This window comes from Oceanisphaera pacifica (assembly GCF_017498065.1).
Taxonomy (GTDB): Bacteria; Pseudomonadota; Gammaproteobacteria; order Enterobacterales; family Aeromonadaceae; genus Oceanimonas; species Oceanimonas pacifica.
On the sequence record NZ_JAGDFX010000003.1, the window covers coordinates 252,494 to 274,961 of the forward strand.

At 47.8% G+C, this 22,468-nt stretch carries 22 protein-coding genes; 19 read left to right on the plus strand and 3 right to left on the minus strand.

Annotated elements, in window-relative coordinates; translation table 11 throughout:
- The first annotated feature begins 84 nt into the window (after window positions 1–84).
- The 4 genes from apbC (at window position 85) to J3U76_RS03875 (ending at window position 4,391) form a co-directional block, all read left to right on the plus strand.
- Window positions 85–1,158: an iron-sulfur cluster carrier protein ApbC gene (apbC, locus tag J3U76_RS03860; protein WP_208004511.1), complete on the plus strand. Its 1,074-nt coding sequence runs from the start codon at window positions 85–87 to the stop codon at window positions 1,156–1,158.
- A gap of 94 nt (window positions 1,159–1,252) precedes the next feature.
- Window positions 1,253–1,834, plus strand: coding sequence for a dCTP deaminase (gene dcd / locus J3U76_RS03865; protein ID WP_208004512.1), 582 nt, complete (start codon window positions 1,253–1,255; stop codon window positions 1,832–1,834).
- A 26-nt stretch (window positions 1,835–1,860) separates the two neighbouring features.
- A complete protein-coding gene (locus J3U76_RS03870; protein WP_208004513.1) occupies window positions 1,861–3,819 on the plus strand; it encodes an AsmA family protein in 1,959 nt (652 codons plus the stop codon).
- 77 nt (window positions 3,820–3,896) lie between these two features.
- Complete coding sequence (locus J3U76_RS03875; RefSeq protein WP_243454035.1) at window positions 3,897–4,391, plus strand: low molecular weight protein-tyrosine-phosphatase; 495 nt, start codon at window positions 3,897–3,899, stop codon at window positions 4,389–4,391.
- Window positions 4,392–4,711: 320 nt separating this feature from the next.
- On the opposite strand, the gene J3U76_RS03880 is transcribed toward J3U76_RS03875, so the two are convergent.
- Together J3U76_RS03880 and rne are read right to left on the minus strand one after the other, a co-directional pair.
- Window positions 4,712–5,704, minus strand: coding sequence for a transposase (locus tag J3U76_RS03880; RefSeq protein WP_208004515.1), 993 nt, complete (start codon window positions 5,702–5,704; stop codon window positions 4,712–4,714).
- A 252-nt stretch (window positions 5,705–5,956) separates the two neighbouring features.
- Window positions 5,957–9,121 carry a ribonuclease E gene (rne, locus tag J3U76_RS03885; RefSeq protein ID WP_208004516.1) on the minus strand — a complete coding sequence of 1,055 codons (3,165 nt, stop codon included), beginning with the start codon at window positions 9,119–9,121 and terminating at the stop codon, window positions 5,957–5,959.
- Window positions 9,122–9,454: 333 nt separating this feature from the next.
- Here rne and rluC point away from each other — a divergent pair, with 333 nt between their 5' ends.
- Together rluC and J3U76_RS03895 are read left to right on the plus strand one after the other, a co-directional pair.
- Window positions 9,455–10,405, plus strand: coding sequence for a 23S rRNA pseudouridine(955/2504/2580) synthase RluC (gene rluC, locus J3U76_RS03890; RefSeq protein WP_208004517.1), 951 nt, complete (start codon window positions 9,455–9,457; stop codon window positions 10,403–10,405).
- A complete protein-coding gene (locus tag J3U76_RS03895) occupies window positions 10,405–11,049 on the plus strand; it encodes an HAD family hydrolase (protein WP_208004518.1) in 645 nt (214 codons plus the stop codon). Before rluC ends, J3U76_RS03895 begins: the two co-directional genes overlap by 1 nt.
- Before the next feature lie 53 nt (window positions 11,050–11,102).
- Here J3U76_RS03895 and J3U76_RS03900 read toward each other — a convergent pair whose 3' ends face one another.
- Window positions 11,103–11,681 carry a Maf family protein gene (locus tag J3U76_RS03900; RefSeq protein WP_208004519.1) on the minus strand — a complete coding sequence of 193 codons (579 nt, stop codon included), beginning with the start codon at window positions 11,679–11,681 and terminating at the stop codon, window positions 11,103–11,105.
- A 183-nt stretch (window positions 11,682–11,864) separates the two neighbouring features.
- Here J3U76_RS03900 and yceD point away from each other — a divergent pair, with 183 nt between their 5' ends.
- From yceD to J3U76_RS03965, 13 genes are all read left to right on the plus strand, one after another.
- On the plus strand, window positions 11,865–12,386 hold the full coding sequence (yceD, locus tag J3U76_RS03905) for a 23S rRNA accumulation protein YceD (protein ID WP_208004520.1): 522 nt from the start codon (window positions 11,865–11,867) through the stop codon (window positions 12,384–12,386).
- A 21-nt stretch (window positions 12,387–12,407) separates the two neighbouring features.
- Window positions 12,408–12,578, plus strand: coding sequence for a 50S ribosomal protein L32 (rpmF, locus tag J3U76_RS03910; RefSeq protein WP_208004521.1), 171 nt, complete (start codon window positions 12,408–12,410; stop codon window positions 12,576–12,578).
- Between the two features lie 6 nt (window positions 12,579–12,584).
- Window positions 12,585–13,595 (plus strand): phosphate acyltransferase PlsX, encoded by a 1,011-nt coding sequence (gene plsX, locus J3U76_RS03915; protein WP_208004522.1) that lies wholly within the window; start codon window positions 12,585–12,587, stop codon window positions 13,593–13,595.
- Between the two features lie 5 nt (window positions 13,596–13,600).
- Window positions 13,601–14,560, plus strand: a complete 960-nt coding sequence (locus J3U76_RS03920) for a beta-ketoacyl-ACP synthase III (RefSeq protein ID WP_208004523.1) — start codon at window positions 13,601–13,603, stop codon at window positions 14,558–14,560.
- Between the two features lie 46 nt (window positions 14,561–14,606).
- Window positions 14,607–15,557, plus strand: a complete 951-nt coding sequence (fabD, locus tag J3U76_RS03925; protein WP_208004524.1) for an ACP S-malonyltransferase — start codon at window positions 14,607–14,609, stop codon at window positions 15,555–15,557.
- Window positions 15,558–15,653: 96 nt separating this feature from the next.
- The gene (fabG, locus tag J3U76_RS03930) at window positions 15,654–16,388 is read left to right on the plus strand and encodes a 3-oxoacyl-ACP reductase FabG (RefSeq protein WP_208004525.1); all 735 of its coding nucleotides are present in this window, start codon (window positions 15,654–15,656) and stop codon (window positions 16,386–16,388) included.
- Between the two features lie 158 nt (window positions 16,389–16,546).
- Complete coding sequence (gene acpP, locus J3U76_RS03935; RefSeq protein ID WP_208004526.1) at window positions 16,547–16,783, plus strand: acyl carrier protein; 237 nt, start codon at window positions 16,547–16,549, stop codon at window positions 16,781–16,783.
- A 71-nt stretch (window positions 16,784–16,854) separates the two neighbouring features.
- Complete coding sequence (fabF, locus tag J3U76_RS03940) at window positions 16,855–18,096, plus strand: beta-ketoacyl-ACP synthase II (RefSeq protein ID WP_208004527.1); 1,242 nt, start codon at window positions 16,855–16,857, stop codon at window positions 18,094–18,096.
- A 58-nt stretch (window positions 18,097–18,154) separates the two neighbouring features.
- Window positions 18,155–18,985 carry an aminodeoxychorismate lyase gene (gene pabC / locus J3U76_RS03945; RefSeq protein WP_208004528.1) on the plus strand — a complete coding sequence of 277 codons (831 nt, stop codon included), beginning with the start codon at window positions 18,155–18,157 and terminating at the stop codon, window positions 18,983–18,985.
- Window positions 18,969–19,982, plus strand: coding sequence for an endolytic transglycosylase MltG (mltG, locus tag J3U76_RS03950; RefSeq protein WP_208004529.1), 1,014 nt, complete (start codon window positions 18,969–18,971; stop codon window positions 19,980–19,982). Before pabC ends, mltG begins: the two co-directional genes overlap by 17 nt.
- A gap of 5 nt (window positions 19,983–19,987) precedes the next feature.
- A complete protein-coding gene (gene tmk, locus J3U76_RS03955; protein WP_208004530.1) occupies window positions 19,988–20,611 on the plus strand; it encodes a dTMP kinase in 624 nt (207 codons plus the stop codon).
- Window positions 20,596–21,576, plus strand: a complete 981-nt coding sequence (holB, locus tag J3U76_RS03960) for a DNA polymerase III subunit delta' (protein WP_208004531.1) — start codon at window positions 20,596–20,598, stop codon at window positions 21,574–21,576. The genes tmk and holB overlap by 16 nt, the downstream gene beginning before the upstream one ends.
- 47 nt (window positions 21,577–21,623) lie before the next feature.
- On the plus strand, window positions 21,624–22,415 hold the full coding sequence (locus J3U76_RS03965) for a TatD family hydrolase (protein ID WP_208004532.1): 792 nt from the start codon (window positions 21,624–21,626) through the stop codon (window positions 22,413–22,415).
- Window positions 22,416–22,468: the final 53 nt, after the last annotated feature.

Sequence of the window (22,468 nt, forward strand, 5' to 3'; positions counted from 1 at the left end):
TGTGTCTGTCCCTTGGGTGTTATAGCTTACGCCTTGGTGGGCTTTTTGATAGAGTGTTGGCCAGATTAAATATGGGGTAATAGCATGAATAATGAACAGATTATGACGGCATTAGGCCAATTTATACCTGCGCATTGGGCGCGTGATCCTGTGAGTGCGGGGTTTGTTCGAGGTGTGACACTCACCGATGAAGTATTAGTTATAAAGCTGGTGCTGCCTTTTGTGGACTATCAGCTTGAAAAAAGCATGAGTCAAATTGACAGCCAGCTGTGTGAGATCAGCGGTGCTAAAAGTGTACATTGGAAAATAAGCCATGATGTGGCCACCCTTGCGCCGGCGGGTGAGTCTAACAGTGTCGCGGGTGTGCGTAATATTATTGCGGTGTCGTCGGGCAAAGGCGGGGTGGGTAAATCGACCACCTCGGTTAACTTAGCGCTGGCGTTGGCGCGCTTAGGCGCGCGAGTAGGAATATTGGATGCCGATGTGTATGGCCCCTCTATTCCTATGATGTTGGGCGTGACCAAAGAAAAGCCCGCCAGTGATGATGGTAAAACCATGGCGCCTATTAATGCCCATGGTATTGTTGCCAACAGCATTGGCTTTTTAGTTAAAGAAGGCGATGCCACCATATGGCGTGGCCCTATGGCCAGTAAGGCGTTAGCGCAAATTTTGCGTGAAACCCGCTGGGGGGATTTGGATTATCTTATTGTCGACTTACCGCCCGGTACTGGGGACATTCAACTGACCATGGCGCAAGATGTGCCTACTACTGCTGCTGTTGTGGTAACCACACCGCAAAACGTGGCACTCGCCGATGCGGTTAAAGGCATTAGTATGTTCCGCAAAGTGAATATTCCAGTGGTGGGCGTGATAGAAAATATGAGCTATCACCAGTGCACTCAGTGCGGTCATCAAGAAGCGTTATTTGGTGAGGGTGGGGGCTTGCGTGCCTCACAAGAGCATCAGGTGCCATTAATTGGTCAGCTGCCATTAGATGCCAGCATTGGTCGACAAATGGACAGCGGTACCCCCACTTTGGTCGCTGAGCCTGAGGGCGATTTATCTCAATTGTATTTAACCATGGCGGCGCGTATTGCCAGTGGTGTGTACTTTAGTGGTAACGCCGTGCCTACTCGCCTGTATACTCGAGCAGTTTAATCACCTTGCTGCTATGGCTTTTGAATGTTAATTGCCTGATAGGGCAAACATAGTCGCGATAGCAGCGATATTTATATTTAATGAGGAAGTTGTAATGCGTCTTTGTGACCGCGATATTAAGCGTTATTTGGCAGAAGGAAAGATTCAAATTAGTCCAGAGCCAGATCCTGAGCGGATTAGTGGCGTAACGGTTGATGTATTGCTTGGCAACGAGTTTCGGGTTTTTCAGGCGCATACTGCTCCTTATATCGACTTAAGTGGCCCTAAAGCGGAAGTCTCCGATGCCATTGATAGAGTGATGAGTGATGAAATAGTCATTGCCGATGGCGATGCTTTTTTTCTGCATCCGGGTGAATTGGCATTAGCAGTAACACTTGAATCCATTACCTTGCCCGATAATATTGTGGGCTGGTTAGATGGCCGCTCTTCGCTAGCACGACTGGGGTTAATGGTACATGCCACGGCTCACCGTATTGATCCGGGCTGGTCTGGACGCATTGTGCTTGAGTTTTATAATGGCGGTAAGCTTCCATTAGCATTGCGCCCTCATATGGTGATTGGTGCCCTTAACTTTGAAACCATGTCTGGCTCTGCTGAGCATCCTTATATGAGCCGTGCGAATGCTAAATATAAGGCGCAACAAGGGGCGGACGCGAGTCGCATTAATCAAGACTAACTGTGATGCACACACGGGATAAATAAATGAAAAAGCTACTTTACGGTATTGGCGGCTTAGTATTGCTGCTGGTATTGGCGCTGGTTGTATTGACCCAGGTGATTGATACTGAGCGTGTTAAGCAGGTATTAATAGAGCAAACCCGAGAAAAAACGGGCCGTGTCTTGGTCATTAATGGCGATTTAAGCTGGCGCTTTTTTCCATCTATTGGCTTTACAGTAAAAGACGCAGCCTTACTTAACCCCCCCGGGTTTGCCAAAGGCAACACCTTGTCGGTGGGCGAGGTGAGCTTAGATGTCGCCCTTAAGCCATTGTTTGATAATCAATTAAATATTGGCGAAGCTGTGCTGGGCAATGCACGGCTGCACTTAATTACCCGTGCCGATGGGGTGACAAACATTGATGACTTGCGTGAGTTGTTAGCCGAATCGGGTGATAATACCGATGTGCAAGATACAAGGGCAGACAGTGAGACAAGTGACTCGGCTAGCGAACCAGAAGCGTCGCATTCCTCGATGCAAGTGAGCTTGGCTGGGGTTAAGGTTGCCGATGCTGAAGTGATTATTCAAAACGACATGAAGGCTAAGCTGACGCGTTTAAGCCGTGTTAATTTTACCCTGAGTGATTTTGCCCCGGGTAATAGGGTGCCGCTTAGTTTATCGGGTAATTTGTTTACCGATGATATTCAAGCCAATATTAAGGCCACTGGCCAGTTTTGGTTGGCGCCAGAGCTAGACCGATTACAATTAAACGATCTCGATTTATTGGTGGGTACCACAGGCCGCGCCATTCCGGGTAATAAACAGTTTAAGTTACAAGGTGATTTGGCTTATCACTTAAACAACAAACTGGCGACCTTTAAAGAAGTGAACCTCGATATTGGTGAACTGGTGGTGACCGGTGAGCTTGCGGTGCGTCATCAAGCCCAACCAGAGCTCTCTTTTAAGCTAGATACCGACTTGCTCGATATTGATGCGCTACAGGCTGATTGGCGCGCGACCCCAGCAACTGAAACCCCGCAAGATGCTAAAGCAGCCGTCAGCCAAAATGCGCCACCGGCGACCTTGTCATCAGCCGTCCCTTCTGCTGAGCCTGATATGTCATTTTTGCAAACGATTAAGGTAGAAGGCGAACTGACAGCGGATAAGGTACAAGCCAGTGGTATAGAGCTTGAGCAGCTGGATATTCTCATTCATCTTGATCAGGGCAAGGTCACGCTTGACTCGGTGCAGGCACAATTATATGAAGGTCAAATTGATGCCAAGGCTGAGTTAGATGTGTCGCGTGAACCCGCACGCTTTTGGGTAAAGCAAACCTTAACAGGCATTAATGCCCATGAGTTGCTGAATGCGGCCGCCGATGTAGATTACTTAGAAGGGCGTGGCAATTTAACCTTTAACTTAACCGGCTCAGGCTTAACTGCTGCAGCCATAAAGCAAAGCGTAAAAGGTACGGCGGGCATTAAAATAACGGATGGTGCTTTGCAGGGGGTGAACATCGCCTCACTTATTCGCCGCGCCCATGCCAAGGTAAAAGGCTTGCCAGTGCCGGCGAAAGATCAGATAGAAAAAACCGACTTTAGCGCGTTAACGGCCGACTTTGCTATTGCTAAGGGCACAGTAAGCACTGATAACTTGCACATGGCCTCTCCTTTATTGCGTATAGACGGCGAAGGTGAAACCAACTTACTTGATCAATCGCTTAATATTTTAATGAACACCGCTATTGTTGGTAGCCTGAAAGGGCAAAATGGCGAAGAGCTGAGCGAGTTAAAAAATGTGTTGCTGCCAATACGTATTAGCGGGTCGTACCAAGACCCCGAATATAGCTTAGATTTACAAAAACTGTTCGATGTGTATTTGAGTGAAAAAGCCGATAAAGAAATTGAACGTGCCAAACGTAAACTGGGCGATAAGTTAGGAGATAAATTAGGCGACAAACTCGGTGATAAGTTACCCGGTTTGTTCGACAAGCTAGGGCTTTAATCAAACTGCGCTAAGTAGCTTGCTGGTATCGCCTTGTTCGCTTAGCGCATTGTTACTCATTTATGGGAGTGCGTTTGTTGAAAAATAATAACAAGACACCCAACACAAGTAACCAGACAGCCAAGGTATTAATGGTGTGTTTAGGTAATATTTGTCGCTCACCTACTGCAGAAGCAGTATTACGTCAGCAAGCCGCCAAGGCGGGCGTTGCTTTACAAATCGATTCGGCAGGCACCTATGGCGGGCATGCTGGCGCTTTGCCAGACGCGCGGTCGCGAGCAGCAGGTGAGCTGCGAGGTTATGATTTTAGTGGCATTTATTCTCGCCAGGTGCAAGTTGATGATTTTGCTCAGTTTGATCTGATCCTTGCCGCAGATAACAGTAATCTCAACAATCTAAAACAACTGTGCCCAGCTGAACATCAGCACAAACTAAGGCTCTTATTGAGTTTTAGTCAACAGGCGACCCAAGAAGTCCCCGATCCGTATTATGGTGGTGAGCAAGGTTTTGAGCAGGTATTAGATTTAGTTGAGTCAGCTTGTGAAGGCATTTTGGCGCAATACACTCAATGAGATAGTCATAACTACTAATGAGACAGTCATATTTAGTAAGACTGTCCTGATTATAGTTAAAATAGGACAGTCATATTTTACAAGACTGTCAAGATTACTGTTAATGCGGCTTCATTTGAGTTTATCTATGGTGATTAATGAATTTTATGCATAGGTTGTTAGGCGAGTGATGTCGAAATAACGATGAGATAAGGTAAAAATAAGTAATTATGTACAGAAAGGCTAAACATTGGGCAGCACAAAGCCACTCGAGTGTGAGTGTTGTGATTGTATGATATTTTTTACCGTGACTGACTACAGCAAGTTCAGCTTAGGCGCCCTTAGTTAGGCCAATGTTGGCAGCAACTGAGATATGAGCGCCGCTTTCGGCCTAAGTGCTGGTGATATTGAGTCACATTTTCAAGCGTGCCCACAGGCCCGGTAAACAAGTACTTAAATTCTTGTGTTATTTTTTGCCAGTTTTCTAGAGGAATATTTAGCCTTTCGAGAATGTTAGCGGTACTTTCATGAATAAAGCCTCGTTTATCATCTCGCTGTATTCGTCCCATGTCGTTTACGAGGGTAATGTAGTCTTTAACATCAAAGAGTAAGCCTTTACGTTGCCTGCTTAGGGTATCGTGAATTTTTTGTTCATTACCAATAAAAGGCAACAGGTTGTCTGGTTGCTTACTTTTGTGTGCTGCATCAATACGTTGCTTAATACTGGTGTAGTGCGAATCTTCGGGTGTGTTAGCCATTTTTGCCCGAACTGGATTTAAGTCAACGTAAGTCATACAGGCCAATACCGCAGCCTCATCCAGCAGAGCTTGAGACTTAAAGCGGCCCTCCCAAAAGTGTCCTGTACAGTCATCTTCTTCGTTGGCGGTTCGTGCCATAGGTTCATTTAACGCGCGCATAAACCAGCTAATACTGATTAATCGGCTACGATACTCAGCTATTCGTTCATTCAATCTATCAAGCTCATAGGTTTCAATAGGCTCGTTTTTGGCAAATTTTTGAGTGATGTATGTGCCTTTAAATAACCCATGCCATTGTTTTACAACTTTTTTATCGCTCCATCTCTGTACTTTATCCATATCGACATGTAGCACTACATGCAAATGGTTCGACATGACCGCGTAGGCTGCTACATCAATCGAAAACTGCTGTGAGAGGTATAGTATTCGTTTCTCTAGCCATTTACGGCGACGCTCAAAGCTGCGGCCTGTGGCGTTATCTATACCGCATAAAAATGCGCCTCTAACCGTGCGGCTCACGCAGTGATAAAAGGGAGTGTCTTCTAAACTAATTTGCTCTGATCGTGGTTTAGGCATCCTTGCCTCCTTAAGCTACACCTTCTAAGTAGATTAAGTATAGGTGGCTGGTTAATAAGTAGCCAGATGCTCAGAAGGGGCTGATTAACTTAACAGTGAGTGGAATGAGAGTCTGAGTTTTAGCGCTGATAAAGACAGGCATATTAGTGCTTTTTGCAAGTTTAAGTTAACTCGTTATTTAGCATTATGATCATTATATTTTAGACATAAAAAAGGCTCCCTTAGGAGCCTTTTTGGCGTAGTAGTCATTAATTAATGACTACTAGGTTTGCTCATGGGAGCTGATGCAGTACTTTTAGCTGCAGTGCTTCCTGCATGGCGACCACTGCTTGTTACCGTCTCGCGTAACAAAGGTGGATATTCGGGCTTCACGTAGGGAGCTTGTTCAACCACACTTGGTTTAGTCATGGGAGCTGATGCCTGCTTAGCACTTTGATATAAGCCGGTGAGTGCTTTTGCCGCTGGCGCTACAGTTTGCTCTGCTACAGATTCAGGCTTTGCTTCAGGCTCAGCTTGTGGCTTTGCTTCAGGCTCAGCTTGTGGCTTTGCTTCAGGCTCAGCTTGTGGCTTTGCTTCAGGTTCAGCTTGTGGCTTTGCTTCAGGTTCAGCTTGTGGCTTTGCTTCAGGTTCAGCTTGTGGCTTTGCTTCAGGCTCAGCTTGTGGCTTTGCTTCAGGCTCAGCTTGTGGCTTTGCTTCAGGTTCAGCTTGTGGCTTTGCTTCAGGCTCAGCTTGTGGCTTTGCTTCAGGTTCAGCTTGTGGCTTTGCTTCAGGTTCAGCTTGTGGCTTTGCTTCAGGTTCAGCTTGTGGCTTTGCTTCAGGTTCAGCTTGCGGCTTGGCTTCAGGTTCAGCTTGCAGCTTTGCTTCAGGCTCAGCTTGCAGCTTTGCTTCAGGCTCAGCTTGCGGCTTGGCTTCAGGCTCAGCTTGTGGCTTTGCTTCAGGCTCAACAGGTTTGGCTGCTGTGGCTTGGGCTTCTTGTGCGGCTACATCTTCTGCTGATGCAACCCACTTATCTTCACCTTCACGAGCGATAAGCGCAGCTATGCTGTTTTCACGACGACGGCGACGATTGTCTTCATTCATCCGCTTGCGCTTAGGCATAGGGTTGCGCTTGTGCGAAGACGTTTGCTCTTTGTTTGCTGTATCAACCGCGCCAGTCTCTGGTTGTTGCGTATTTGTTTCAACCGGCTTGCCGTCGTTATCTACACGTACTTGCTTACGCATTTGACGGCGCTGACGACGCTCGGCCACATTTTGCACTTTTTGCTCGCTGTGTTGAGCTTCTGCTGTGGTCGTTTGTTGTGTGTTTTTCTGCTGAGCACCTTGTGATTGTTGAGCGCCCTGCTGTTGAGTACTTGGCTGCTGCTGAGTACTTTGTTGCTGAGTGCTCTCACGGCGAGGCTTACGACGTTCGCGACGAGTGCGCTCATGCTTGTTGCTGGTGTCGTTGGTATCTTGAGATTTACTTTCAGGTGCTGCCTTCGCTTTATTATGGCGTTCTTCATCTCGAGGCTTGCGATTGTTTTGACGATCGCTACGTTCACGACGTTCATTATTACGATCATTCGCATTGCTTTGCTGGCGGCTATTAGAGCGACCATTATTACGGTTATTATTGCGATTGTTGTTGCGGTTATTACGGTCGTTATTACGTGCTGGGCGATCTTTTTGCTCAGGTGTTGCAGCCGGGATAACAGCTTGCTGAGGTTCAGTAGTGCCTTTAAACCAGCTAGAAACCGCACACATAATACGGCTGAGTAACCCTGTTTGAGTTTGCTCAGGCGCAGGAGTGCTAGGGTTATCTTCCTTTGTTGTTGGAGCAGGAGTAGGGGCCGTAAAGCCTTGCAAAGCGGGCTGCTCACTGCGTGAAGATGCTTTGCTATCTCGTGGTGTGTAGGCGGGCTTGTCAACCGATGTTTTTAAATGAAAGCTGCTAACACTTTCTTCGTCGCCGCTGCGTACCCGTGCCACTTCAAAGTGGGGCGTTTCTAATTGCTCGTTAGGAATAATATAAATACTAACTTTATAGCGCTGCTCAAGATCGGCAATAGCTTGGCGCTTTTCATTAAGCAAGTAAGCAGCTACATCAACCGGTACTTGACCATGAATTTGGCCGGTATTGTCTTTTAGCGCTTCTTCTTCAATAAGGCGCAAAATAGCCAGTGCCAGTGATTCATTATCACGAATAGTGCCTTGGCCTAAGCAGCGAGGACAAACGTGTGTGCTCGACTCACCTAAAGAAGGGCGTAGGCGCTGGCGAGACATTTCCAATAAGCCAAAGCGAGAAATACGTCCTAATTGAATGCGAGCACGGTCTTGGCGCACCGCATCGCGAACGCGATTTTCAACTTCGCGTTGATGGCGTACTGGCGTCATATCAATAAAGTCGATGACCACCAAGCCACCTAAGTCGCGCAGGCGTAACTGACGGGCAATTTCATCGGCCGCTTCTAAGTTGGTTTGTAGCGCCGTTTCTTCTATGTCGCCGCCTTTGGTGGCGCGTGAAGAGTTAATATCAATACTGGTGAGCGCTTCGGTGGGGTCAATAACAATACTGCCACCAGAAGGCAGGCGCACTTCGCGTTGAAAAGCCGACTCTATTTGGCTTTCAATTTGAAAGTGGCTAAACATAGGCACATCGCCTTCGTATAGCTTAACGCGGCTTACAAAGTCGGGACGCACCAGTTCAATGTGCTTTTGAGCACGCTCAAAAATCACCGGGTTATCAATTAAAATCTCACCAATATCGCGGCGCAAGTAGTCGCGAATGGCGCGCACAATGACGTTACTTTCTTGGTGAATTAAAAAGGGGGCAGTCCCGCCTTCTGCGGCTTCTTGAATAGCAGACCAGTGTGTTTGCAAGACGTGCAAATCCCACTCTAGCTCTTCAGCCGACTTGCCCACGCCAGCCGTACGCACAATTAGGCCCATGCCGTCGGGTAAATCAAGCTGAGATAGCGCTTGTTTTAGCTCGGTGCGCTCATCACCTTCAATGCGACGAGATATGCCACCAGCACGAGGATTATTAGGCATTAATACCAAATAAGAACCAGCCAGACTGATAAAGGTAGTTAGCGCGGCCCCTTTATTGCCGCGCTCTTCTTTATCAATTTGCACAATAACTTCTTGGCCTTCCTTAACTACCTCTTTGATATTAGGGCGACCTTGGTAGGTGTAACCGGCAGGGAAGTAGTTGCGGGCAATTTCTTTTAAAGGCAAAAAGCCATGTCGGTCGGCACCATAATCAACAAAAGCGGCTTCAAGGCTGGGCTCTACGCGAGTAATTTTACCTTTGTAGATATTGGCTTTCTTTTGTTCATGGCCTGGGCTTTCAATGTCTAAATCGTAGAGTTTTTGCCCATCTACTAAGGCTACGCGCAACTCTTCTTCTTGAGTGGCGTTAATTAGCATTCTTTTCATTAATGACTCTTTTTATAAGTTTTTACTGTTTTTTACAGTGTTGGTATGTCCCTGATGTCACCAATTTATTCCGACGAACACCGGCCTCGAGTCTGTTAGCGTAACGGGTGCAGCCTCTCGGCTGGGCACGCTTGAGGCGCTTATTCAGGTGTTGTTCACGATAAGGGAGAGCCCAAAGGTCGCGAATAAATTGGGTTATCTGGGGTATCTTGCATTGCTTCCCCCCATTTAGGGCAAGCATTAAATTCTAGGTTATTATCACACTTTAACGGTAATTTTAGCAAGGCGCCTTTTTTGCATTAAATTACGCCCGCTAATGATAGAATGCGAACCATGAAAATAGAACAAAATCACAGTGTACGGTTGCTCACCATAGAGGCTGAGTATGAAGGGCAACGCATAGATAATTTTTTACGAACTCAGCTTAAAGGCGTTCCCAAAAGCCTGATTTATCGAATTGTGCGCAAAGGCGAGGTAAGAGTTAATAAAAAACGTATTAAACCTGAGTATAAACTCATCACAGGTGATGTAGTTAGGGTGCCACCGGTGCGTGTTGCAGAACGCGAGCATTCGGTTCCTGAAAACAAACAACAAGAAGTGCAGTCACTAGAATCCGCCATTATCTATGAAGATGATGCACTAATTGTTATTAATAAGCCGTCGGGCATGGCTGTGCACGGTGGCAGTGGCTTAAGTTTTGGCTTAATTGAAGGTTTGCGGGCGCTCCGGCCTCAAGCGCGTTTTTTAGAGTTGGCACATCGCCTAGACAGAGATACTTCTGGGCTATTACTGGTGGCGAAAAAGCGCAGTATGTTGCGTAACCTGCATGAGCAGCTGCGTGACAAAACCATGAATAAATATTACCAAGCTTTAGTGCTCGGACAGTGGTCACCTAAGCAAAAAGCCGTGAAGGCGCCGTTAAGAAAATATGAACTGCCCTCGGGTGAACGCACGGTTAAGGTAGATACTAAAGAGGGTAAGCCGTCAGACACCCGTTTTAAAATTCTACAAACTTTTGCCGATGCAACCTTAATCGAATGTAGCCCCATTACTGGGCGAACGCATCAAATTCGCGTGCATACTTTACATGCAGGGCACCCCATTGCTGGGGATAATCGTTATGGTGATGCTCAGTTTGATGAGCAAATGCGTCGTTTAGGGCTTAAACGCTTATTTTTGCATGCCTGTCGGTTGCGCTTTTATCACCCCGGTCGCGATGAACACATGGTGGTTGAAGCGCCGCTTGCGCCCTCGCTACAAAAACTACTCACTAAAATGAGGTGATGATGAAATATCGTCTGGTTATTTTTGATTGGGACGGCACTGTTATGGATTCGGTTGCGCGTATTGTCTCCAGCATGGAGGCGGCGGCCCGTGACTGTCAGCTAACCGTGCCCACGGCTGCCGCGGTGCGTGATATTATTGGTTTAAGCTTATATAAGGCGTTTCCTATTTTATTTGGACACTTAAATGAGCAGGAAACAGCCGCTTTAGTGGCGGCTTATCGTCGTCATTATATGGAGCTTAATACCACGCCAACGCCATTATTTGCAGGGGCAGAGGAGTTAATAAAAAGCCTACATCAAGCCGGCTATCTATTAGCGGTGGCCACGGGGAAATATCGCGTGGGGTTGGACGCCGTTTTAGCCAGCACCCAACTAGGCGGGTATTTTCATGCCACACGCGGTGCCGACCAAGCGTTATCTAAGCCTAACCCGCTTATGCTTGAGCAAATTTTAGCTGAGCTTAAATTGACGCCCGCGGATGCGGTGATGGTGGGGGATTCAAGCTATGACCTGGCGATGGCGCAAGCCATTGGCATGGATCGTATTGGTGTAACCTATGGTGTGCACGATGCTGCTACATTATGCCAACATACCCCGATAGCGTTAATTGATGATGTTCGTGAGCTAAAAAATTGGATCTAGTTTAAGTGAGAAAGCTGGAAGGGGTTTTACCCTTAGCTTCTAGCTTCTAGCTTTTAAGGTACTGCGATCCCACATTGGTCTAATAGCTCGACCAAGGCGATTAAAGGTAAGCCCACCAGACTATTAGGGTCGCGGCCATCCATGCGCTTAAATAAGCTAATGCCTAAGCCCTCGCACTTAAAAGCTCCGGCACAATCTAGGGCCGGTTCTAATGCTAAGTAGCGTGCTATTTGTGCCTCAGATAAGTCACGAAAGGTGACCGAAAAAGGCTCAACCACTGAGTGCATTTTTTGTTGAGCTGCATCATATACCGCAAGCCCAGTATAAAAGGTGAGTGTTTGGCCGCTGGCTGCTAATAGTTGAGCTTTAGCGTTTGCTAAGATACCGGGCTTGCCAAGGATCTGTCCTTGATTTACACATACCTGATCGGAGCCAATAATTAGCGCCTTGGGTTCATGTTGCGCCACCGCATAGGCTTTTTGCTCTGCTAAGCGCTGCACCAGTTCTGCTGCGGTTTCTAAGGGATGAGCGGTTTCGTCAATATTGGGGCTCATACAAGTAAAGTCGAGCCCCAGTTTATGTAATAACTGCTGACGATAAACAGATGAAGAAGCAAGAATAAGCACAGGCATAACGTTACTGTAAATATGATAAAAGTAAGGCTGGCAGTGTAGCAGTTTACGTTTATTAACGAGTAGGTGTTTAAAGTTATCTCACCAACAAAGCACTTAACACTGGCTACGTCTTCACTATTTATCGATATAAATCTATTTTTCTTTGACTATAATGACGTCTCTCTATAATATGCGCGCCTTATGGAAAAGGTAAAGTTGCCCAATAAGGTTGATCCCGCTCGCTGCGCGCAAAATCGTCTGAAATATAAAGGCGAATATAGCGCTGCGCTAATGTCCAGACTGGCGGAGTCAACAAAAGGTATCCATGGTGATATCGACGTGTCTCTAGACTTTGGTACCGATGCCCAAGGGCTACGTATTGTTTCGGGGTCTACCCGAGCGCATGTGTCGCTCCAGTGCCAAAGATGTAATGAGCTGTTTGATACCACTATAGAATCCGAATTTACATACACGCCACTGCGCGCTAATGCAGAGGCGCCAGAGTTGCCGGAAGATTACGACATTATCGAAGTGGATGAGGCTGGTGAAGTCAGCTTAGTCGAATTGATTGAGGATGAGCTCATTCTTAGCGTTCCTCAGATACCTACTCATGAAAATGAGCAATGTTCTGAGGGTCAATTTGATCAAAGTTTTGGTAAACTACCCACCGTGGAAGAGCGTCCGAATCCTTTTGCGATTTTGGAAGAATTAAAACGTAAGTAACTGATTTAGGAGTGAAGTCAAATGGCCGTACAAAAGAGTAAAGTATCTCGTGCCGTTCGTGGCAGCCGCCGTGGACACGATTCATTGACAGCTGCACAGTTGTCTGAAGACAAAACTACCGGTGAATTACACCGTCGTCACCACGTAACAGCTGATGGCTTTTACCGCGGTGTAAAGGTTATTAATAAGTAATATCCTTTGTCGCAGCTAATTGTTGCGTTAGATATGATGGGGGGCGATTATGGCCCCTCTATAACAGTGCCTGCCGCCGTGCAGGCGCTGTCGCTTCTGCCCGATCTCAATTTGCTCTTGTTTGGTCTAGAAGACGAACTTGCCCCTTGGTTATCTCGTTTTCAATTAGACAAACACTCGCGTGTGCAGGTGCAATATTGCAGTCAGCAGGTGGGCAATGATGATAAAGCCGCTTATGCCCTACGCCATCTAACCGACTCATCTATGCGCAATGCGCTTAATGCCTTGGCATTAGGGCGTGCTTGCGCCTGCGTGAGTAGTGGTAATACCGGTGCGCTTATGGCGATGGCCATAAGAACACTCAGTACCTTACCCGGTGTAGACAGACCCGCATTAATAACGCGACTGCCTCAAATAGGAGGGGGTTATGCTTTATTGCTGGATGTTGGGGCCAATATTAGTTGTAATGCCGAGCAGTTAGTACAATTTGCCTTAATGGGCGAACAAACGGCACAGCAAACCTTAGGGATTACACATCCGCGCATTGCCTTGCTTAATGTTGGTGCTGAAGCCAACAAAGGAAATGAAGCGGTGCGCCAAGCCGGATTACGTTTGCGTGAACACGCTGAGTTAGACTATAGCGGTTACATTGAAGGTAATGAATTATTTTTGGGGCGAGCCGATGTTATTGTGTGTGATGGATTTGTGGGTAACGTCGCCCTAAAAACCAGCGAAGGAGTGGCAAAGCTATTGCTTGGCCAACGTAGGAGAAGTGGTTTTTTAAGCAAGTTCTTAACGTTTTGTTTAAAAAAACGCCTCTCACATCTGAACCCCGACCAGTATAACGGTGCAAGTCTGATAGGATTACGCGCCAGTGTGGTAAAAAGCCATGGCAGTGCCGGCTCATCCGCCTTTTTAAATGCGATCTTACAGGCGGTAGGTCAAATAGAATACAACCTGCCTGCGAGTATCGCGCACCGTTTTGATACTGCCTTACAGGACAGCCACCTAAGATAATGCCTATGAACAGTAAAATATTGGGAACTGGCAGCTACCTGCCACAAGCGGTACGTACCAATGCCGATTTAGAAAAAATGGTAGACACCAGCGATAGCTGGATAGTTGAGCGCACTGGTATTCGTGAGCGCCGCATTGCCGGTGCCGATGAAACCATTGCCACCATGTCACATCAAGCCGCACTTAATGCGCTAGAAGCGGCAGGCGTTAACGCTGCAGATCTGGACATGATAGTACTGGCCACCACCAGTAACGAAAACGCCTTTCCGGCAGCAGCTTGTGAAGTGCAAGCGCTATTGGAAGTGCCTGGCATTCCTGCTTTTGACTTATCTGCGGCCTGTGCCGGTTTTAGCTATGCCTTGAGTGTGGCGGATCAATTTATTAAAAGCGGGAGCGCTCGTCATATTTTAGTGATTGGCGCCGATGCCTTATCTCGTCAATGTGATCCTGAAGATCGCGGCACTGTGATTTTATTTGGTGATGGTGCCGGTGCGGTTGTACTGGGTGCTAGCGAAGAGCAGGGCATCTTATCCACGCATTTACACGCCGATGGCCGCTATGGCGATATGTTAAAGTTGCCCCACCGCCAGCCAGGTGCGTGTGCTAGTAATAGCAATGCATTTATGAGCATGAAAGGCAATGATGTTTTTAAGGTTGCGGTATCACGCTTAAGTGAAATTGTGACTCAGACCTTAGAAGCTAACAATATAGATAAGACCGAGCTGGACTGGTTGGTCCCTCATCAGGCAAATTACCGTATTATTAATGCCACCGCACGCAAATTAGGCATGTCACTAGACAGTGTCATTCTTACCTTAGACCGACATGGCAACACTTCTGCGGCCAGTGTGCCCATCGCATTAGATGAAGGGGTGCGTGATGGTCGTATCCAGCGAGGCCATTTGGTATTGCTAGAAGCCTTTGGTGGTGGTTTTGCATGGGGTTCAGCCCTAGTGCGTTTTTAAGCCTGAGTCTGATGTAAACCTAGGACGCTTTTAAAAAGGACAAACAATGACATTTGCCATTACTTTTCCCGGTCAGGGATCTCAAACCGTAGGTATGCTCGCGGAGTTATTAGCGGAATATAGCAGCGTAAAAGAGACCTTTGCCGAGGCATCTTCTGCCTTGGGGTATGATCTTGCTGAATTAGTGCTTAACGGACCGGCAGAAGAGTTAAATAAAACATGGCGCACTCAGCCTGCTTTATTAACTGCATCAGTCGCTATTTGGCGCTTATGGCAGCAAGAGGGCGGTGAGCAGCCTGCGGTTATGGCAGGCCACAGTTTAGGTGAGTACTCGGCACTGGTTTGTGCTGGTGTATTAAGCTTAAGCGACGCGGTTAAATTAGTTGAACTGCGTGGTCAATTAATGCAAGAAGCCGTGCCCGAAGGTACTGGGGCTATGTCGGCCATTATTGGCTTAGATAACGACGCCATTATTGCCAACTGCGAAAAAGCCCAACAAGGTGAAGTGGTATCCGCCGTTAACTTTAATTCGCCAGGCCAAGTGGTCATTGCCGGTAACAAAGCCGCGGTAGAGCGTGCCAATGTGTTGATGAAAGAAAGCGGTGCTAAACGTGCGCTTCCTTTGCCGGTGAGTGTTCCTTCGCATTGTGCACTCATGCGCAGCGCTGCCGAACAGCTTGAGCAAACTTTGGCCAGCATGACTTTTAATGAGCCGACTACTCCGGTCATTAACAATGTCGATGTCAAGCAGGAAACCTGTGCTCGCGCTATTAAAGATGCCTTGGTTCGTCAGCTTTATAGCCCAGTACGTTGGACAGAAACTGTAGAGACCATGGTCTCTCAAGGGGTGACTTTGTCACTTGAAATGGGCCCCGGTAAGGTATTGTCTGGCTTAGCTAAACGTATCGATAAACGAGTAACAGGGCTGGCGGTTAATGATACTGCCAGCTTACAAAGCGCCTTGTCTGCAGTGTCGAGCTTGACCGTACAGGCGTAATTTTTATATATCAATATCGGCTGGCAAGTGATCTAAGTGGTAGGTTGCATAGTGAAGTATACCTAGCCAGCTGTTGCGAATACTGAAGGAGTCTTAATGAGTTTTTCCGGTAAGGTGGTACTGGTAACAGGTGCAAGCCGCGGCATTGGCCGTGCAACCGCCGAATTATTTGTTAGTCGTGGTGCCACTGTGGTGGGTACGGCAACCAGTGAAAAGGGCGCCAACGCCATTAGCGAGTATTTAGGCGATAACGGCACCGGCTTGGTATTAAACGTTACCGACCCCGCATCACTCGATGAGTTGCTAAAAACCATTAAAGCCGATTATGGCGATATTGATGTATTGGTGAATAATGCCGGTATTACCCGCGATAACTTGTTAATGCGCATGAAAGAAGACGAGTGGCAAGACATTATTGACACTAACTTAACCTCGGTCTTTCGGGTGTCTAAAGCAGTACTACGAGCCATGATGAAAAAACGCCAAGGGCGCATTGTTACTATTGGCTCTGTAGTGGGGACTATGGGCAATGGCGGCCAAGCAAACTATGCCGCTGCTAAAGCGGGATTAATTGGTTTTAGTAAGTCACTGGGGCGTGAAGTGGCGTCTCGTGGTATTACCGTTAATGTGGTGTCACCTGGGTTCATTGAAACCGATATGACACGCGCATTGAATGAAGAGCAAAGGGAAGGTATCTTGTCGCAAGTGCCGGCACAACGTTTGGGTGATCCCAAAGAAATTGCCTCTGCTGTGGCTTTTTTAGCCTCAGATGAAGCAAGCTATATTACAGGTGAAACGCTGCACGTAAATGGTGGCATGTACATGGTGTGATGAAAATCTCCGCAGTTGCGGACTGTTTGATGGAAAATGCCGCACATTTGGTGTTTTTTCTGGTTTGACCAGCGTTAAATGGTCTTGCAAACCACGGTTATTTTAATACACTACCGCAACGACACGCACTAGCGTATTTCTAAAGGATAATACTGGTCATGAGCAATATTGAAGAACGTGTAAAAAAAATCATCATTGAACAACTGGGCGTTAAAGAAGACGAAGTTAAATCTGAAGCTTCTTTCGTTGATGACTTAGGTGCAGACTCTCTGGACACCGTTGAGTTAGTAATGGCTTTGGAAGAAGAATTCGATACTGAAATTCCTGATGAAGAAGCTGAAAAAATCACTACCGTTAAAGCGGCTGTTGATTACATCAACGCTAACCAAGAGTAATAAACCTGTGCCGGAGTGGCCATTAGCTGCTTCGGCATTTTTCTTATATTAACCCATTCGGAGACGTTCCTGTGTCCAAACGCAGAGTCGTGGTGACAGGTCTCGGTATGCTCTCACCTGTTGGTAACACGGTTGATGCCGGCTGGCAGGCCCTGTTAGCAGGCCAAAGTGGCATTAGCAATATTGAGCACTTTGATACTACCGAATATGGCACCAAATTCGCAGGCCTGGTCAAGGACTTCGTTCCCGAAGATCATGGTATCGCAAAAAAAGAAGCCCGTAAGATGGATTTATTCATCCAGTACGGGGTGGCTGCAGGTTTGCAAGCCATGGCCGATTCAGGCCTAGAGATTAATGACACCAATGCCGATCGCGTTGGTGTATCCATTGGTTCAGGCATTGGCGGGTTGGGCTTAATTGAGCATAACCACACCAATCTTCTGGCCAGCGGCCCGCGTAAATTAAGCCCGTTTTTTGTTCCTTCTACCATCATTAATATGGTGTCGGGGCATTTATCTATTATGAGTGGCTTACGCGGCCCTAATATTGCTGCAACCACTGCTTGTACCACAGGTACCCACAGCATTGGTATTGCTGCACGCATGATTGCCTACGGTGATGCCGATGCCATGTTGGCCGGCGGCACCGAAAAAGCGTCCACCACCATGGGTATGGGGGGCTTCTCTGCCGCTCGTGCCTTGTCTACGCGTAATGACGAGCCACAAAAAGCCAGCCGCCCTTGGGATAAAGGCCGTGATGGTTTTGTGCTAGGTGACGGCGCAGGTGTTATGATGCTGGAAGAATACGAGCATGCTAAAGCCCGTGGTGCCACCATTTATGCCGAGCTAGTTGGCTTTGGTATGAGTGGTGACTCACACCACATGACAGCGCCACCGGCTGATGGCAGTGGGGCGGCTAAGTCAATGGCCAATGCCATTAAAGATGCCGGCATTGAAGCATCCGCCATTGGTTACGTTAATGCCCACGGCACCTCTACGCCTTTGGGCGATGTAGCCGAGCTGCGAGGTGTTAAATCGGTATTTGGTGACCATGCTCAGCAGTTAATGGTGAGCTCGACTAAATCGATGACGGGTCACTTGTTAGGCGCCGCCGGGGCAGTAGAAGCTATTTTTAGCGTCTTGGCACTGCGCGACCAAATTGCGCCGCCTACCATTAACTTGGATGATCCCGATGATGAATGCGATTTAGACTTGGTTCCTCATACGGCTAAAAAAGGTCAATTTGAGTATGCATTATCCAACTCCTTCGGGTTTGGTGGCACTAATGGCTCATTGATTTTTAAACGCATATAATGGCCCGTAGGCCAATCCCAAGCCCGGCCCTAGTGCCGGGCTTTTTTATGGGGGTAAGATGCATATTTTTATTACCGACAGCACTGGGGCTTATAAAAAAGCCACAGATGCCGAGTCGCTGGCATCAGTAAGCCGGGGGTGGCAATTAGGGGATGCGCACTTTAGTACCCTGCATGCCTGCCAAGGCCGCCTTATTAATTGGTCTTATCATGTGGCTCGATTACAACAGGCCTGCCAACGTTTACACATGAGCATGCCGAATGCAGATAAGCTGCGCGCGCTGGCTGAGGCGATGATTGATGCTCAAAGTGATCGGGTTTTGCGCATCACCTTGGTTCGCGGTATAGGAGGGCGCGGCTACAGTATAGCAGGCTGTGGCGCGCCGGCACTGGTGTTAAACTGTGCCCCCTTTCCTGCTCATTACTATCAGTGGCGACAGCAGGGCGTTAGTTTAGGCATATGCCAAGGGCGTTTAGGAAATAGCCCATTACTTGCCGGGCTAAAAACCGTCAATCGTCTAGAGCAGGTGCTATTAAAGGCCGAGTTAGATGCTCAGCAATGGCCTGAAGCTTTAGTACTCGATGCCACAGATAATGTGATAGAAGCCGTAACCGCCAATGTGTTTTGGCGCGAGGGAGAGCGTATTTTTACTCCCGATCTCACTAACGCAGGTGTATGCGGTACGCTGCGGGCTTGGTGTCAGCATTATTTAGGCTCACGTTTAACCGTGACGCACAGCCCGCTTAAGCGCTTGTTAGCCGCTGATGAAGTTTGGTTAACGAATGCACTAATGGGCATAGTGCCGGTGACGGCCATTGGGGCTCAGAAAATATCGAGCTCAACAATTATCACACAGGAATTACAGCAGGCTTATGAACACACTCATTAAATGGTTGGCACGATTATTTTTATTGGCGGTGCTCGCGATTGCCGGCCTTGTATTCTATGGCTATACCCAGTGGCAAGCGTTAGAAGAAATGACCATAGCCGAACAAGAAGAGGCGTCTTTATTTGTAGTTAAGCGCGGCGAAACGACCTTTCATTTAATTAACCGTCTGGCTAATGAACCTGTGCCGGCACTAACTCGTAAAGTCTGGCTGCGCTTTCATCCCGAGCTGGCCGCAGTGCGCCAAGGCACCTATCAGCTTGATAAGAACACCAGCTTGCGTGAAGCATTAATGACCATGGTAAGAGGCGATGTGTATCGTTTACAAGTGACCTTGGTTGAGGGGCTGCGCATTGGTGATTGGCAGAAAAAACTTGCCCATGCCGAGCATTTAACGGTCACACTCAGTGACGCGACTGAGGCTGAGGTTGCCAAGCAACTGGGTCTCTCTGGCGATAAGGTAGAAGGGCGATTATTACCCGAAACCTACAGCTATACCCCCGGCGATACCGACTTGTCTATTTTGCAGCGCGCGCACCGTGACATGGAGCAGTTTTTAGCGGACGCGTGGCAGCAACGTCGCCCCGACTTACCGATAAAGACCCCGTTTGAAGCATTGATTTTAGCCTCCATTATTGAAAAAGAGTCGGGAGTAGCCGATGAGCGACCGCTTATTGCCTCGGTATTTGTGAACCGTTTGCGTGCCAATATGCGGCTGCAAACCGATCCCACTGTTATTTATGGCATGGGTGAAGCGTATGACGGCAATATCCGCAAAAAAGATTTACAGACCCATACGCCTTATAACACCTATCAAATTGATGGTTTACCTCCAGGCCCCATTGCTATGCCCAGCAAAGAAGCCATTAGTGCCGCTTTGCAGCCAGTAGACAGCAAGTATTATTATTTTGTGGCGAAAGGCAAAGAGGGGCGTCATCATTTTTCTAAGTCACTGCGCGAACATAATAATGCCGTGCGTCGCTATATTTTAAAAAGGTAACATAAATGAGCCAATTTATTGTGATTGAAGGGCTCGAAGGGGCCGGCAAAAGCACGGTGCAAGGGCATGTGGTTGACTGGCTTGAGAGCAAGGGGTTAACCGTATTGCGCACCCGTGAACCTGGCGGTACGCCTTTAGCCGAAAAAATGCGCAGCTTGGTTAAAGAAGTGCATGAAGAGCCCTTAACCATGGAAGCCGAGTTGCTGCTTATGTACGCGGCACGGGTACAGCTGGTTAAAGGCTGCATTCAACCGGCATTGGCGGCTAACACTTGGGTGGTGGGCGATCGACATGACTGGTCGTCTTTGGCTTATCAGGGCGGTGGCCGAGGCATAGATGTGGCGTTGATTAGCCAAATAAAACAGGCGGTATTAGGCGACTTTACACCCAATTTAGTCTTGTACCTGGATATTGACCCGGCTCAAGGCTTAGCGCGAGCGCGTATACGGGGCGAGTTAGATCGCATAGAGCAAGAGCAGTTAAGCTTTTTTGAGCGTACCCGCGCCGGTTATTTAGCCTTGGCTGATAATAACCCAGACTGTGAGATTATTGATGCCAGTCAAAGTGAGGCTGAAGTAAAAGCGGCCGTATTAGCCTGTTTGGAGCGTCGCTTGTGTACCCTTGGTTAACGCAACCGCTAGCACAATTAACCCGCTTAATTGTTGATCAGCAATTAGGGCATGCGCTGCTATTAAAGGGCATAGATGGCTTGGGCAAACGTGAGCTTGCTCAACACTTAGCCAAGGCTTTATTATGCCAACATACTGGTGTTGATATTAATGCAACAGCGTCGGTACCTTGTGGGCATTGTCATAGCTGCCAATTAGTTGCAGCTGGCAGTCACTCTGATTTACACCTTATTAGTACCGATCAACGCAGTATTAGTGTTGATACGATTCGCCAGCTCACCCAAATACTTAGCGAAAGTGCGCAATTAGGCCAAGGTAAAGTGGCAGTTATTGAACAAGCCGAAAAAATGACCGAAGCGGCGGCGAATGCATTATTAAAAACCCTAGAAGAGCCCGCAGGCCAATCAAGTATAGTGCTGGTTAGCTCACAGCCCGAGCGCTTATTGCCCACTATTCATAGCCGGTGCCAGCCCTGGTTGATACCAGTACCCGACTCAGCGCAGGTGTTACATTGGTTGGCCGAGCAGGGCGTGGCCACCGATAATGCAGCCACAAATATTACCGCGCTTAATGTCAACCAAGGCTCGCCCCTTAATACCCGTCACTACTTAGCCGAGGGCGTTGATCAGCGCCGGCGTGAACTACTGCAACAGTGCGCACAACTGAGGCGAGAGCCCCAGCTACTAAATACGGTACAAACAGGGTTGTTAGCACAGCCTGTGCATATTGTTTGGCTGCAATTATTGCTACAAGATGCATTACAATTATCATTGGGTTTGTCGACGGCTCAGTTACGTTTAGCAGACAGTGAGGCTGTGTGTCGCGATATGAGCGAATTAGGCACGGCTAAACTCACTCATATGTTGGATGAGTTAATGCAGTGGCGTCGTCGTTTACAGCCCACAGTGGGGCGGCCTGTTAATGCCGGGTTACAGCTAACACAATGGCTTACTCACCTCACGTGAAACAGCGTATTGCTGTAAGTTTTTATCGTTAATAACAGGAGACAGTTTTGCTCGTTGATTCTCATTGCCACCTAGACAAACTTGAATACGGCATCAAGCACCAAGATATGGCCGAGGCCATACAAAAAGCGGCTAACCGGGGTGTTAACCACATGCTTTGCGTCAGTGTGGGGCTGGCTACTTTTCCTGATATGCTGGCAGCCATTAAGCCCTACCCACAGGTGTTTGCCTCTTGTGGGGTACATCCTTTACATCAAGGGGATGAGCCTAACGACCCCGAGTTATTGCATCAATTAGCGGCCGACCCATCCGTGGTGGCCATTGGCGAAACAGGGCTTGATTATTTTTATGCTCCTGAGTCTGCCGAATTACAACGTCGCTCTTTTAAGCAGCATGTAGCAGCGGCAGTGGCACTAAATAAACCATTGATTATTCATACCCGCAATGCCCAGCAAGACACCCTAGATATTTTGCGTGAAGGTGGTGCCGATAAAGTAGGGGGGGTATTACATTGCTTTACTGAATCTTTAGAGATGGCAGAAGCGGCAATAGCGCTTGGTTTTTATATTTCTATATCTGGCATTATTACCTTTAATAGCGCCAAAGCACTGCGTGAAGTGGTGAAAGCCTTGCCGCTAGAGCGGCTACTGGTAGAAACTGACTCCCCATGGCTTGCGCCTGTGCCGTTTCGTGGTGAAGAAAACGAACCTGCGTATACCCGCACAGTGGCAGAGTTTATTGCCAAACTAAAAGGCCTAACGGTAGAAGAAGTGTCGGCGCAAACCACCGCCAATTTCTTTGAGTTATTTAAGCTTGCCAAGCCACAAACTAAGCGTTAGTTAAATCGGTACCAAGGTTAGCCTGCACAGCCGCTGAGTGTTATGGTTAAATA